14 protein-coding genes and 1 pseudogene are annotated in these 13065 nt (G+C 68.9%); 4 read left to right on the top strand and 11 right to left on the bottom strand.

The window, feature by feature from the left end; translation table 11 throughout:
- Together ON38_RS03145 and ON38_RS03140 are read left to right on the top strand one after the other, a co-directional pair.
- The coding region (locus ON38_RS03145) for an ABC transporter ATP-binding protein (RefSeq protein ID WP_039822200.1) at positions 1-1998 on the top strand (1998 nt) is incomplete at its 5' end.
- On the top strand, positions 1995-2729 hold the full coding sequence (locus ON38_RS03140; RefSeq protein ID WP_039822199.1) for a CbiQ family ECF transporter T component: 735 nt from the start codon (positions 1995-1997) through the stop codon (positions 2727-2729). The genes ON38_RS03145 and ON38_RS03140, both read left to right, overlap by 4 nt.
- Before the next feature lie 6 nt (positions 2730-2735).
- On the opposite strand, the gene ON38_RS03135 is transcribed toward ON38_RS03140, so the two are convergent.
- From ON38_RS03135 to ON38_RS03110, 6 genes are all read right to left on the bottom strand, one after another.
- Positions 2736-2918 (bottom strand): antitoxin, encoded by a 183-nt coding sequence (locus ON38_RS03135; protein ID WP_039822197.1) that lies wholly within the window; start codon positions 2916-2918, stop codon positions 2736-2738.
- 85 nt (positions 2919-3003) lie between these two features.
- Positions 3004-5226, bottom strand: a complete 2223-nt coding sequence (locus tag ON38_RS03130; RefSeq protein WP_051164311.1) for an ATP-dependent DNA ligase — start codon at positions 5224-5226, stop codon at positions 3004-3006.
- Between the two features lie 50 nt (positions 5227-5276).
- Positions 5277-5507, bottom strand: coding sequence for an antitoxin (locus tag ON38_RS03125; RefSeq protein WP_039822196.1), 231 nt, complete (start codon positions 5505-5507; stop codon positions 5277-5279).
- Between the two features lie 33 nt (positions 5508-5540).
- Positions 5541-6686 carry an MBL fold metallo-hydrolase gene (locus ON38_RS03120; RefSeq protein ID WP_039822195.1) on the bottom strand — a complete coding sequence of 382 codons (1146 nt, stop codon included), beginning with the start codon at positions 6684-6686 and terminating at the stop codon, positions 5541-5543.
- The gene (locus ON38_RS03115; RefSeq protein WP_039822194.1) at positions 6686-7411 is read right to left on the bottom strand and encodes an enoyl-CoA hydratase; all 726 of its coding nucleotides are present in this window, start codon (positions 7409-7411) and stop codon (positions 6686-6688) included. The genes ON38_RS03120 and ON38_RS03115 overlap by 1 nt, the downstream gene beginning before the upstream one ends.
- A 247-nt stretch (positions 7412-7658) precedes the next feature.
- A complete protein-coding gene (locus ON38_RS03110; RefSeq protein WP_039822192.1) occupies positions 7659-8516 on the bottom strand; it encodes an aldo/keto reductase in 858 nt (285 codons plus the stop codon).
- Positions 8517-8633: 117 nt separating this feature from the next.
- Between ON38_RS03110 and ON38_RS03105 the strand changes: the two genes are divergently transcribed.
- Both ON38_RS03105 and ON38_RS03100 read left to right on the top strand, forming a co-directional pair.
- A complete protein-coding gene (locus ON38_RS03105; protein ID WP_083872174.1) occupies positions 8634-8912 on the top strand; it encodes a helix-turn-helix transcriptional regulator in 279 nt (92 codons plus the stop codon).
- On the top strand, positions 8909-9454 hold the full coding sequence (locus tag ON38_RS03100) for a hypothetical protein (RefSeq protein WP_039822189.1): 546 nt from the start codon (positions 8909-8911) through the stop codon (positions 9452-9454). The genes ON38_RS03105 and ON38_RS03100 overlap by 4 nt, the downstream gene beginning before the upstream one ends.
- An 81-nt stretch (positions 9455-9535) precedes the next feature.
- Here the strand turns inward: ON38_RS03100 and ON38_RS03095 are convergent, their stop codons facing one another.
- From ON38_RS03095 to ON38_RS36980, 5 genes and pseudogenes are all read right to left on the bottom strand, one after another.
- Positions 9536-11086 (bottom strand): carboxyl transferase domain-containing protein, encoded by a 1551-nt coding sequence (locus tag ON38_RS03095; RefSeq protein WP_051164310.1) that lies wholly within the window; start codon positions 11084-11086, stop codon positions 9536-9538.
- 73 nt (positions 11087-11159) lie between these two features.
- The gene (locus ON38_RS03090; protein ID WP_174372388.1) at positions 11160-11762 is read right to left on the bottom strand and encodes a GTP-binding protein; all 603 of its coding nucleotides are present in this window, start codon (positions 11760-11762) and stop codon (positions 11160-11162) included.
- On the bottom strand, positions 11743-12117 hold the full coding sequence (locus ON38_RS03085; protein WP_030522783.1) for a DUF742 domain-containing protein: 375 nt from the start codon (positions 12115-12117) through the stop codon (positions 11743-11745). Before ON38_RS03085 ends, ON38_RS03090 begins: the two co-directional genes overlap by 20 nt.
- Positions 12118-12124: 7 nt before the next feature.
- Positions 12125-12538 carry a roadblock/LC7 domain-containing protein gene (locus ON38_RS03080; protein WP_030522784.1) on the bottom strand — a complete coding sequence of 138 codons (414 nt, stop codon included), beginning with the start codon at positions 12536-12538 and terminating at the stop codon, positions 12125-12127.
- Positions 12535-13065: pseudogene (locus tag ON38_RS36980) on the bottom strand (sensor histidine kinase); the annotation flags it as partial. The pseudogene ON38_RS36980 and the gene ON38_RS03080, both read right to left, overlap by 4 nt.

The following is a 13065-nucleotide window of genomic DNA, read 5'->3' as shown; positions in this document are numbered from 1 at the left end:
GGCCTGCTCGCGCACCGCTACCGATTCCGCACCGTGCTCACCGCCTCGATCTCGGCGGCCCTGGTCACCTTCGTGGCGGCCGGGCTCACCGCCGCCATGGCGATGGTCGCCACCGCCACCATCGGTGGCATCGTCGGCACGGTCAAACGCCGCCACGGCGGTATCGTCGCGGTCACCGGGCTGTCGGTGCTCGCCGGCGTCGCCTGGGGCGCCTTCTCGGTCGGCTTCCTGCTCGCCTTCTCGGCCACCCGCGACCTGCTCTTCGACACCGTCCGCAACACCGCGACCGGCCTGGCCGAACTCACCTCCCGCCAGCAGCACCTGGAACCCCTGGGCCGCGGTGTCCTGCACGTCACCGATGTGGTCCTGAACTGGTGGTGGCTCTATATCGGCGGCACCGTTCTGGCCGGGACCGTGGTCACCGCGCTGGTCTCCTGGTTCGTCCTCGGTTCGGTCCTGGACCGGCTCACCTGGCTCCCCGGCACCGACCGCCTCGACGCACCCGCCGACCACCGCCCGATCGCGCCCCTGCCGGTCACCCTGCGCGCGGCCGGATACCGCTACCCCGGCGCCGGCGCCGACGCGTTGACCGGTGTCGACCTGCGCGTCCAGGTCGGCGAATTCGTCGCGGTGGTCGGCCACAACGGGTCGGGTAAATCGACTCTCACCCGGCTGCTGGCGGGATTGCCGCCGAGCAGCGGCGCGGTCGAACGACCCGGCTCCGCCGGACTCGGCCATCTGGGCGGAACGGCGCTGGTCCTGCAACGACCGGAAAGCCAGACGCTGGGTGTACTGGTCGCCGACGATGTGGTCTGGGGCCTGCCCGCCGCCCTCGCGGCCGAGGTGGATATCGACGCCCTGCTGCACGAGGTCGGGCTGGACGGGATGGGCGACCGGGAGACCGCCACCCTGTCCGGTGGCCAACAGCAGCGGCTCGCGGTCGCGGCGGCCCTGGCCCGGCGCCCGGCCCTGCTCATCGCCGACGAAGCCACCTCCATGATCGACCCGGAGGGCCGCCGCGAACTGGTGACGCTGCTGGCCGGGCTACCGAAACGGCATGCCATGGCCGTCGTCCTGGTGACCCACCACGAAGCCGACGCCGACGCCGCCGACCGGGTCGTGCACCTGGCCGCCGGGCGGATGGTCGATCGGCTGCCCGCCTGGCCGAAGCCGGCCCGAGCCCGGCGCCGCCGCCCCATGGGCGACACACTGCTCGAACTGCGCGGCGTCCGGCACACATACAACCGCGGCACACCGTGGGAGGCGCCCGCGCTGCACGGCGTCGACCTGTCGGTCCGCCGCGGGGAAGCGCTGCTGGTGGTCGGCGGGAACGGGTCCGGGAAATCGACCCTGGCCTGGATCATGGCCGGACTCATCGCGCCCAGCACCGGACGCTGCGAACTGGCGGGCAAACCGGTCAGCAAACAGATCGGGCGGGTGGAGCTGGCCTTCCAGCATTCCCGGCTGCAGCTGCAACGGCACACCGTCGGCGAGGAGATCGCCGACTGGGGCGGCGAGGGTACCGGTTCGGGCACGGTGGGCAAAGCGCTGGACGCCGTCGGCCTGGACCGCTCCCTGACCACCCGGTCCATCGAAGAACTCAGCGGTGGCCAGGCCAAACGAGTGGTGCTGGCCGCCATCGTCGCCGCTCACCCACAGGTGGTGGTGCTGGACGAACCATTGGCCGGGCTCGACCCCGAGGGCCGCGCCGATATCGTCGAACTACTGGCCCGGCTGCGCGATTCGGGACTCACGCTGATCGTCATCTCCCACGACGTCGAGGATGTGGCGGCCATCTGCGATCGCACCGTCCACCTGCGCGCAGGCCGCATCCCGGAAACCGAGACGGCTTCGGCCCCGGTGCCGGGGACCGGAGCCGACACCGCACCCATCCCGGCCGTCCACCCGCCCGATCCGGCCCACCGCCGGGCACCGGGTGCGGCCTGGCGGCTGCGCGGCGGCGACGCCCACGGAATCGACAACGGAGGCACCCGATGAGCACCGTCCTGCTGCGCCGTGTCCCGGTGTCCAGTCCGGTCCACAACCTGTGGGCCGGAACCAAGATGATCGGCGCGTTCCTGATCAGCCTGCTGCTGATGATCCTGCCGAGCTGGCCGATCCTCGGCATCATGATCGTGTTTCTGATCGCGATCGGCCTGGTGGCCCGGCTGCCATTGGGGGTGCTGCCCCGCCTGCCGATGCTGTTCTGGGTGCTGATCGGCGCGGGCGCGCTGATCAATGTGCCCGTCGGTGGCGCCGCCGTACTGCGTTACGCGCAGGTGGTGGTGTTCGGGTTGATCCTGGTGGCCGCGTCCATGCTCATCGCCTGGACCACTCCCATGAGCGAAATCGCTCCCGCCCTGGCCACTCTCGGCCGGCCGCTGCGGCGCCTGCGTGTCCCGGTGGACGAACTGGCCGTGGTGGTGGCGCTGACCTTGCGCGGTCTACCGCTACTGCTCGAGGAGATCCGTATCCTGCGGGCCGCCCGGCGCCTGCGTCCCAAACCCGATCTGCTGCACCGCACCACCGATCCGGTCATCGATATCCTCACCGCCGCCATGGCGGTATCCACCCGCCGGGCCGGCGAACTGGGCGAAGCGATCACCGCCCGGGGCGGAACGGGTCAACTCACCGCCCGTCCGGCCGCCCCGGGCCGGGGCGATGCCCTCGCGCTGGTCATTGTCGTAGCGGTATGCGCCGCGGCCCTGCTGGTGGAGATCCTCCTGTAAGAGGCTCTACTTCTGCTGATCGCGTACCGCCTTGCGGGCCGCCTCCTGGGCCTTGTCCACCTGCCCGGCGTATTTGCCGCCGGTCTTCTTGTCGACCGCGTCACCGACCTTCTCGATCAGCGGTTCGACCTTGTCGGCGTTCTTGCGCGCCAAACCCAATGCCTTGTTCGCCAGGCCCTTGAAATCCATCGCCGTACTCCTCGCTCGATTCGCTCGAACTTCACAGTACCCAGCGGATTCGGCCCGCGGGTGACATCACCGGTGGCGATGGCGGTCACAGTTCGCCCAGCCACGCCGGATGCCAGAGCCGGCCGGTCTCGGTCCAATCCATGTAGCGCACAGTGCCTTCCACCTTCGGCGTCACCCAGATCGCATCGCGGCGTTCGTCGGCCGACATCTCGTTGACGAACGGGCTGGTCTTGCGTTCCAGCCGATGCAGCCGTGCGGCCAGCTCGCGCATACCCGCGTCCCCGAACCCGGTGCCGACGCGCCCCGCGTACACCAGGCCGTCCTCGGCGGGGATGCCCACCAGCAGTGAGGCGAAGGGCCGGGCGCGGCTGCGCCGCATTCCGCCGACCACCACCTGCTGGATCCGCCAGTTGCGGTGTTTCACCCAGGTCCGGCCGCGGGTTCCGGGCTGATACACCGAGTCGACCTTCTTGGCGACGACCCCTTCCACGCCTTCCTGTTCGCTCTGCCGCACCGCGTCCGCGCCGCTGCCCTCGTACGGCGCGGGCACCTGTAGGGCGGGCGCGGTCGCGGCGAGCGCCTCCAGGACCCGGCGGCGGTCGCGGTAGCGTTTGCGCAGCAGCGAAGTACCGTCCAGATAGAGCAGATCGAAGGCAACGAACTCCGCCCGCCGCGGATTCGCCTTCAGCAGGGCGACGTTCACCGCGCCGTCCGGGTCGCGGACGATGATCTCCCCGTCCAGTACCACCCGGTGCCCGTCCAATGCGGCAGCCAGCTCCGCGAGCTGCGGATACTGCTCGGTCACATCATGGCCCGTCCGGCTGCGCAGCCGGAGCTGCCCCGCCTCGATCTCCACGATGAGCCGGAAGCCGTCCCACTTGCGCTCGAACACCCACTCCGATTCCGGCAGCGCCGCCACATCACCGCTGGTGGCCAGCATGGGCGTCAGACCGCGCGGAAGGTCGGTCGCGGGCGCCGGCTGATCCTTCATCAGATGCATGAGCCACTGGTCGCCCTCGGTGCGGATCAACGCGTAGCGGCCGTTCAGCCGGGTTCCGCTCAGCACCACGATGACCTCGTCGTCCTGCCACTTCTCGGCCAGGTAGGTGCCGGTGTCCCATACCGACATCTTCCCCGCGCCGTATTCGCCCGCCGGGATCGTGCCGTGGAAATCCAGATACTCCAGCGGATGATCCTCGGTGTGCACGGCGAGCCGGTTCTGGCGCGGACTGTCCGGTGGGCCCTTGGGCACCGCCCACGAGGCCAGGACGCCCTCCCGTTCGAGCCGCACGTCCCAATGCAGGCGTCGCGCGTGGTGTTCGTGAACGACGAACCGATCCCCCGAACCGCTCCGGGGCGATTCGGCGGGTACCGGTTCGGGGGTGCGGGCCGGATCCCGCATGGAGCGATACTTCGTCAGCGCGTCGTCGAGCGGCGGATCCAGGCCGGCCAGCAGGTCACCGTCGGACCGGTACCGCCGCAGCACGTCGTCGAAACGCAGCTGCCGCAGCGACGCCGAGTCCTCGATCTCGTCCCAGCTGCGCGGCGCCGCGACATTCGGCTCCTCCCGGCCGCGCAGCGAGTAGGGCGCGATCGTGGTCTTCGCCGGATTGTTCTGGCTCCAGTCCAGGAAGACCTTGCCGGCCCGGACCTTCTTCGCCATGGTCGCCGTCACCAGATCGGGCAGCAGCTTTTCCAGGTTCTCCGCCACCTGTTTGGCCACCGTCGACGCGCCGCCCGGGCTGAGCGTGCGGTCGAGCGGCACGTAGAGATGGATCCCTTTGCTGCCGCTGGTCAGCGGGTAGGCGCGCATCCCGATCTCGCCGACCATATCCCGGATACCCAGCGCCACCCGCGCGCATTCGGGCAGTCCCGCGCCCGGTCCGGGGTCGAGATCGAAGACCAGGCGGGTCGCCGGACCGCGTTCGCCGCCGTCGAAACGCCACTGCGGCACATGGATCTCCAGCGCCGCCTGCTGACCCAGCCAGACCAGCCCGGCCTGGGAGGAGATCACCGGGTAGGTCACCGCGCGGTCGGAATGCCGCTGGGTGCGGCGCGGCACCCAGGACGGGGTGCCGGCGGGCAGGTTCTTCTCGAAGAAGGAGGATGCGCCGACACCGTCGGGCCAGCGTTTACGGGTGACCGGCCGGCCCGCCATATGCGGCAGCATGGCGGGGGCGATCGCGGCGTAGTACTCGAGCACCTCGCCCTTGGTGGTGCCGGTGGCCGGATACAGCACTTTGTCCGGATTGCTCAGCCGGACTTCGATATCCGGCTGTCCCGGCTCACCTCCGAAACTCCGGCGCACCCCGGATCACAACCGCGGCCGGGCAACCCCGTTCGGCACCGCGCCGTCGGTCACGGACGCGATTCCGGGCCCGGTCCGCCGGGTCCGCCCGGGTGTTCCGGCGGAACCATCTTGCGGGCGGCTTCCTTGCCCTTCTGGATCTTGTCCGAGTACTTCCCCTTGGTCTTCTGGTCGAGAAAATCCCCGGCCTTGTCGACCGCCTGGTTGATCTTGTCCGAGTTCTTGGCAGCCGTCTCCTGCCCCTTGCCGACCAGGTTCTTCAGGTTTTCCATCAAGCTCATAGCCGATTCCTTCCTGTCACTGTGCGGAAGCGTTCACTCCATATCTTCCCACCACCGGCGCGCCGGCGGGAGGTCACGCAAATCGAGCCGCTGCCCGGGCACCGGCACCGCGATCTCGGGACCCGCCGCCGCGGCCGCGTCCACCAGCCGGTGTACCGGTTCGGCCCACGGATGAGGCGCGAGGTTGAACGTCGCCCAGTGGATCGGCACCAGGACGCCGTGCTCCGGTTCGCCGAGACACAGATCGGCGTGCGCGCGCACCGCCTCCTCCGGATTCATGTGGATATCGGCCCAGTGCGGGTCGTAGGCGCCGATCGGCAGCAGCGTCAGATCGAACGGACCCCACTGCGCGCCCGTGGCCGCGAACGCCTTGGTGAATCCGGTGTCCCCGCCGAAATAGGCCCGATGCTTCGGGCCCACCAGCGCCCAGCCCGCCCAGAGGGTGGTGTTGCGGACCAGTCCGCGACCCGAGAAATGCCGGGCCTCGGCGCAGGTGATGGTGAGTTCGGGCCGGTCGCCGTCGACCGGGGACAGCGAATACGAACAGTTCCAGTCCAATTCGACGATCCGCGACTCCGGCACGCCCCAGTGCCGCAGATGCGCGCCGACCCCGATCGGCACCACGAAAACCGACTGCTGGGTGCGGACCAGCGTGGCGATGGTGTCGGCATCCAGGTGGTCGTAGTGGTCGTGCGAGATGACCACCGCGTCGACCCGCGGCAATTCCTCCAGCGCGACCGGAACGGGATGGATCCGGGACGGGCCGACCAGCCGCGAAGGCGAGACCCGCTCGCTCCACACCGGGTCGGTGAGCACCCGGTACCCGTCGATCTCGATCAGCGCGCTGGCGTGGCCGTACCAGGTGACCGCGAGATCGGCGGCCGCGCCCGGATGCTCGGGCCGCGCCAGCGGCACCGCGTCCTTGGGCCGGCCCGCGCGCATACCGGTCACCATGGACAACAGGCCGGTCGGATTCTCACGCACCACGATCGGGGACGCGGGTTCGCTGTTGTGGAACTGGCGGTCGCGATAGCTGCGCGCGCCGGTGGCGGTGGGCGCGATGGCGGAGACGGACGCGCCGAGCGCGGCCGGCAATCCGTCCAGGGCGCGGGCCACCCAGCCGAAGACGGTCATTCCGGCCAGACCGGCCGCCGCCGCGGCGACAGTGCGGGCCCTCATCATTTCCCCACGAACTTGGCGGGGCGCTTCTCCTGCCGGGCCTGCCTGCCCTCTTCCGCGTCCGCGCTGGACCATGCTGCCTCCAAAGCGGCCTGCTGTTCGCGGTTGGCCGGTTCCCGGGTGCCGTCGTCGTTGAGTTCGAGTTTCAGATGTCGCAGGGACAGCGGCGCCAGCTCGGCGATGGATTTCGCCCAGCCCTGCGCGTCGGCCACCGTACCGATCCGATTCGCGAATCCGAAGGTGTAGGCATCGGAGGCCGAGATCGGCTCGGCACCGAGCAGCACCGTCCGCGCGGGGCCGCCCCCGATCAGCGAGACCAGCCGGCGCGTGGTCCAGCGGTCCACCGAGATACCCAGTTTCGCCGCCGGGATGGCGAGGTAGGAATCCTGGGCCATGACTCGCAGATCCGCCGCCATCGCCAATTGCACGCCCGCGCCCAGTGCCGGACCGTTCAGCGCCGCGATCACCGGGACCGGCATGGCCTCGACCTCGTGCAGCATGTCCAGCAGGGCATCGAGGAACTCGGTGGAGTACACACCGTCAAGATCCGCGCCCGCGCTGAACACCGACCCGCTACCGGTGATCACGATCGCCCGGGAATCGAGGCGGGCATTGGACAGCGCCTCCCGCAGCCGGGTGACCAGGTCCAGGTTCAGCGCGTTACGCCGTTCCTCGCGTTGTAGTTCGATGGTGACGACATCGCCGTCACGGCCGACCCCGAGCATGTGTGTCCTTCCCCGCTGAACGAATACCGATCCAACCGCCGATAACGAGGCGTCACTGCCCACTCTGCCACAGGAGCATGACCGGCCCGGGCAAGCTTGTTGATGCGCTTCCTCGGGGGTCGGGGCCCGCCCCCGGTTCTGGCGCGACAGAGCGAAGGAGCGCAGCGCCTGAGCCCCGGAGTGAAGAACCGGGGTCACAGGGCCCCGACCCGCGCCGCCGAAGGCGGCGCAAATAAGCAGAGCCGGGTCAGTTCTCCAGGCCGAAAGCGAACGTTTCAGGGTCCGCGCCGGTGCGGGAACCGGAGTTCAGCGCGGAGATCGCCTGCATCTGATCGGCGGACAACTCGAACCCGAACACATCGAAGTTCTCCGCGATCCGGGCCGGGGTCACCGACTTCGGGATCACCACGTTGCCCAGTTGCAGATGCCAGCGGATGATCACCTGCGCCGGGGTACGGCCCACCTCCCCCGCGATCCGGGTGATCACCGGATCGTTCAGGACGGTGCCCTGGCCGAGCGGGCTCCACGCCTCCGTGGCGATGGCGTGCTCGGCGTGGTACTCGCGCAGTTCGGGCTGGGTGAGCCGGGGATGCAACTCGATCTGATTGACCGAGGGGGTTTCCCCGGTTTCGGCGATGACCCGCTCCAGGTCGGGTATCCGGAAGTTGGAAACCCCGATGGAACGGACCCGGCCGTCGGCCTTCAGGCGCTGGAACGCGCGGAAGGTGTCCACGAAACGATCCGCGGCGGGCACGGGCCAGTGGATGAGGTACAGGTCCAGGTAGTCGAGCCCCAGCCGTTTCAGGCTCTCGTCGAACGCGCGCAGGGTGGAGTCGTAGCCCTGTTCGGCGTTCCACAGTTTCGTGGTGACGAAGACCTCGTCGCGGGGTAGGCCGAACTGCCGGATGGCACGCCCGGTGCCCTCTTCGTTCTCGTAGATCGCCGCGGTGTCGATACTGCGGTAGCCCGCGTCCAGCGCGGCGGTGACCGTGTCGAACACCTGGTCCGCCGGAACCTGGAACACCCCGAAACCGAGCTGTGGGATCAGGCTCCCGTCGTTCAACACGATCGGAGGAACTACACCGGTCTCACGTCTAGTGGTCACCGCCTCGACGGTAGAAGCGCATCGGCGGCAGGTCAACGAACGACCGGTTCGTGTCCATCGATCATTCGCCTACGCATCTACTTGACATATCGTTGTGTTTTTACAACACTTCATTGTGTGAGCCCAGTAAGGCGCGGGGAAACGCTACCGATCTTCAATCGGATCGCAGTACTGCGGGCCGAACATCGGATGTCGCGAGCGGCCCTGGCCGAAGCGGTGAACGTCAACCCCCAGACGATCGGCGCGCTCGAACGCGGCAACCACTACCCGAGCCTGGATCTCGCCCTGCGGATATGCGAGGTGTTCCGGCTGCCGGTGGAGGCGGTGTTCTCCCGAACCGAATTCACCCCCCTATCGGCCGAGGTGTACGCCCGCGAGAAAGGACAGCAGCCATGACCGCCGCCACCGAACCCACCACCCTGTTCGACCGATACCAGGCCTACCGCGTGCGGCGCTGGCTCGTCCGGGAGAAGCAGATCGCCGGGATGCTGCCCGGCTGGCGCACCACCCGGCGCCGCCGGACCCTGGTGGTCCTGGTGATCACCTCGCTCGCCGTCCTCTTCGTCACCGGCCTGCTCTGCGCATTCGGGCTCGAATGGGCCGCACTGTTCGCCGGCCTCAGCGCGGTGGTCTTCCTGCCGTCCTGGACGATGCTGCGTATCGTCGCCCAGGTTCAGGATCAGGCGCCGGCCGAAACCCTGGACGAGCTCGAGTTCGCGCAGCGGGAGTCCGCGCGATCGTTCGGCCTGTCCGTCACCCAGTACCTGACGGTGTTACCGGTGATGTACCTCGTCTGGAGCGGCGCGATATTCCCGGAGGCCGACGCTTTCCGCACCGCCTACGCCGGTGGCGTGATGGTTCTGGCGACACTGCTGGCCGGCGGTTGCGCACCGGCGATGGTCCTGGCCTGGAACCGCCCGGACCCGGAATCCGACTGAGTTCCGATCGGGCCCGGCAGGCTCCGTCCGCGGCGCGGTCCCGCCCGGCCGGGCGAAGCCTTCCGGTGCAGGACGCCGACCTCACCCGGCATGCGGTTCCGGCGGCCGGCCGATGCCGTCATTCCGATCCGGAACACCCAACCGGCGATAGCGGCGCTTCCTGCTCGCCCGCAGTTCCGCGGGGGACCACGCACTCAACCGGGCGAGTTCGGCGGCGATCGCCGCGACGGTACGGCGAGCGAAATCCACCGGCTCGTCGGCGGCATCGGGAAACTCGGGCACGATACGGTCCACGATCCCGTCGGCCAGCAAATCGACCGACCGGATACGTTGTGCCGCAGCCAGTTCCGCGGCATGCGCGGTATCACGATGGACGATCGCGCTGGCTCCTTCCGGCGGCAGCGGCGCGAGCCAGCCGTGCGTGGCCGCCAGCACGCGGTCCGCGGGCAGCAGCGCGAGCGCACCGCCGCCGGTCCCCTGGCCGAGCAGCACCGAAACCGTCGGAGTATCCAGCGTCACCAGATCGGCCAGGCACCGGGCGATCTCGGGGGCCAGGCCCCGTTCCTCGGCCTCCTGGGACAGCGCGGCGCCGATCGTATCGATCACCAGCACCAGCGGCAGCCGGAGCTCGGCCGCGAGCTGCATACTCCGGCGCGCCTCGCGCAGCGCGGCCGGACCCATGGTGTGCTCGGGATCCTGATGGGCGCGATCGTGCCCGAAGACGACGCAGGGCCTGCCGTGGAACCTGGCCAGCGCCAGCACCACCGTGCGATCGGTTTCCCCCTGGCCGGTGCCGCTGAGCGGAACCCGCTGGGTGGCCCGGCGGAGCAGGTCGCGCAGCCCCGGCCGATCCGGCCGGCGCGAGGCGAGTACCGAATCCCAGGCTTCGGCCGGGGGTTCGGGGTCGCGGATCTCTTCGGCAACAGCAGGTTTCGTATCGCCGGGTGACCGCACCTGCCCGCTGAAAACGCTGAGCGCGCGATGGGCGATACGCCGGAACACCGGCACCTCGACGACCCCGTCGATCACGCCGTTGCGGTACAGATTCTCGGCGGTCTGCACGCCGTCGGGGAACGGGTGACCGTAAAGCGCCTCATACACCCGCGGCCCGAGGAAACCGATGAGCGCGCCGGGCTCGGCGAAGGTGATGTGCCCCAGCGATCCCCAGGAGGCGAACACCCCGCCCATGGTCGGATTGCGCAGATACACCACATAGGGATGGCCGGCCGTTTTATGCGCCGCCACCGCGCCGGCGATCTTCACCATCTGTACGAAGGCGAGGGTGCCCTCCTGCATCCGGGTACCCCCGGAGGTCGGGGAGGCGACCAGCGGCAGCCCCAGCTCGGTGGCGCGTTCGACCGCCGTGACGATCCGCTCTGCCGCGGCGACCCCGACCGAACCGGCCAGGAACCCGAACTCGCACGCGATGACGGCGATCCGGCGACCGCGTAACAGCCCTTCACCGGTGAGCACCGACTCGTCGGTTCCCGCCGCCGCGCTCGCCCGGGCGAGCGCGGACCGGTAGTCACCGGTCCGCGCCACGTCCAAGGGCGCGGAATCCCAGCTCACGAAGGAGCCGGGATCCAGCAACGCTTCGAGCAGTTGCCGGGACCCGATTCGCGACGACGTCATCCCAGCCGTCCCGGGGCGCCCGGCACCGCAACTGTCCACACCGGCACGCCGACCAGTATGACGGGCAGCCGGCTCAGTAGCCCCGGGTGACCTTCTGCAGCGCGTACTCGGTCAGCCGCACGAGCGCCTCCTTGGCCGGTTCCCGGCGGCGCGCGTCGATCGGCATGATCGGCACATCGGCCGGGACGGCCAGCGCCTGCCGGATGTCCTCGATCGGATACTGCGGGGCGTCGTCGAACTGGTTGAGCGCCACGAGGAACGGCAGGTTGCGCGCCTCGAAGTAGTCGACCGCCGCGAAACTGTCCTCCAGCCGCCGGGTGTCGATCAGCACCACCGCACCGATCGCACCGCGGATGAGGTCGTCCCACATGAACCAGAAACGGTACTGGCCCGGAGTACCGAACAGGTACAGCACCAGATCCTCGGCCAGGCTGATGCGGCCGAAGTCCATGGCCACCGTGGTGGTGGATTTGCTCTCGATACCCGCGAGACTGTCGATCCCGGCACTGGCGTTGGTCACCAGAGCCTCGGTTCTCAACGGGACGATTTCCGAAACTGCCCCCACCAGCGTCGTTTTGCCCACGCCGAACCCGCCCGCGACCACGATCTTCGCCGAGGTCGGCTTGGTCTGGCGGGTATCGACCTGTGCCGTCGAATCATATACGCCGGAGTCCACTGAGAACCCTTTCGATCAGCTCGCGACGTTCATCGTCGCTGGAATCGTCTTTCAATGTCGCCGAAACGCGGACATGCCCGGCTTCGATCAGGTCCGCTACAAGTACACGCGCCACCCCGATCGGTATACCCAGTCGAGCCGCTAGTTCGGCGACCGACGGCGACTCCCTGCACAACTCGACTATCGAGTTTTCGATATTGCTCAGTTCGTACTGGCGTTCGAGCGAAATGGGATGGGACGCGACGAGAGCCTCGAGCGCCAACTCGACCTTCGGCCGGGTACGACCGGCGGTCAGCGAGTACGGGCGCACGAGACTGGGCTCGGAGCCTCCCACGCGGTGATCCTCTATGTCCATCCCACCATCAGGAACCCATCGTGACGCGTGGGGTGGCCTGAACTGTCTGGCCTACGCGTTCGACCAACAAAGCCATCTCGTAGCCGACCTGTCCGATATCACAGGACGTATTGGTCAGGACCGCGAGATAGGACCCGTCGCCCACCGCCATCAGCAGCAGGTAGCCGTGCTCCATTTCGACGACGGACTGCAGAACCGTGCCGCCTTCGAACAGATTGGACACACCCACCGAGAGACTCGCCAGTCCGGCCGTGACCGCCGAGAGCTGCTCGGCCCGGTCGACCGGTAGTTGGGCACTCGCCGCCATCAGCAGGCCGTCGGCCGAGACCAGAACGGCATGGGCTACGCCAGGAACCTCGCCTGCGAAGTTCGAAACCAGCCAATCCAACTGACGGTTCGTACCACCTAGTTCGGGGTTCATCGGTCTCCTTTGTCTCCGGTTAGGTTCATTGCTCGCATTGCACGGCCATCCCGAACACCTTGCTGGTGCCGACTCAAACTAGACCGGATCGTTTCGGGATTGCGACTCGGCGTCCGTTCCTGGGCGCCGCTGACAGCGCCGGGGACCAACCGGACGCCCGGATTACGCTGCGGCAGACCGGCCGCGGTGCGGGTTTCGGGCTCGGCCTCGCTGGCCCGCCGAGCCGCCGTCCAGCCCTCGTCGCCCGGGGAGTCGAAGGACGCGACGGCCTGGGAACGATCGGAATCCGAATCCGACAGCCATGCCGACATCATCTCCGCGAAGATGGGCGTCCCACCGAGCACGCTGTCGGTCTCCTCGGCCGGCTGCAGCCGGGTCTGGAAGAAGGACGCCGTCTTCGCCGGGTTGGACTTGTAGCTGTGCCGTCCGGGTTCCCGCGGGGCCGCGGGCCCTTCGGCGGGCCGCGGCTCGCGCGGCAACGCGACGCCGGGCGGGTTGTCGAACCGTTCGGCGGTGTAGCCGCCCGG

Source organism: Nocardia testacea NBRC 100365 (assembly GCF_000308775.1).
Lineage (GTDB): Bacteria > Actinomycetota > Actinomycetes > Mycobacteriales > Mycobacteriaceae > Nocardia > Nocardia testacea.
The sequence above is the reverse complement of the archived record's forward strand: the minus strand, read 5'-3'. Positions and strand labels throughout refer to the sequence as shown.

Bases quoted from the DNA above. Each gene is read 5' to 3' on its own strand.
- ON38_RS03140 (WP_039822199.1), top strand. From the start codon at position 1,995: ATGAGCACCGTCCTGCTGCGCCGTGTCCCGGTGTCCAGTCCGGTCCAC.
- ON38_RS03135 (WP_039822197.1), bottom strand. From the start codon at position 2,918: ATGGATTTCAAGGGCCTGGCGAACAAGGCATTGGGTTTGGCGCGCAAG.
- ON38_RS03125 (WP_039822196.1), bottom strand. From the start codon at position 5,507: ATGAGCTTGATGGAAAACCTGAAGAACCTGGTCGGCAAGGGGCAGGAG.
- ON38_RS03120 (WP_039822195.1), bottom strand. From the start codon at position 6,686: ATGAGGGCCCGCACTGTCGCCGCGGCGGCGGCCGGTCTGGCCGGAATG.
- ON38_RS03115 (WP_039822194.1), bottom strand. From the start codon at position 7,411: ATGCTCGGGGTCGGCCGTGACGGCGATGTCGTCACCATCGAACTACAA.
- ON38_RS03100 (WP_039822189.1), top strand. From the start codon at position 8,909: ATGACCGCCGCCACCGAACCCACCACCCTGTTCGACCGATACCAGGCC.
- ON38_RS03095 (WP_051164310.1), bottom strand. From the start codon at position 11,086: ATGACGTCGTCGCGAATCGGGTCCCGGCAACTGCTCGAAGCGTTGCTG.
- ON38_RS03085 (WP_030522783.1), bottom strand. From the start codon at position 12,117: ATGGACATAGAGGATCACCGCGTGGGAGGCTCCGAGCCCAGTCTCGTG.
- ON38_RS03080 (WP_030522784.1), bottom strand. From the start codon at position 12,538: ATGAACCCCGAACTAGGTGGTACGAACCGTCAGTTGGATTGGCTGGTT.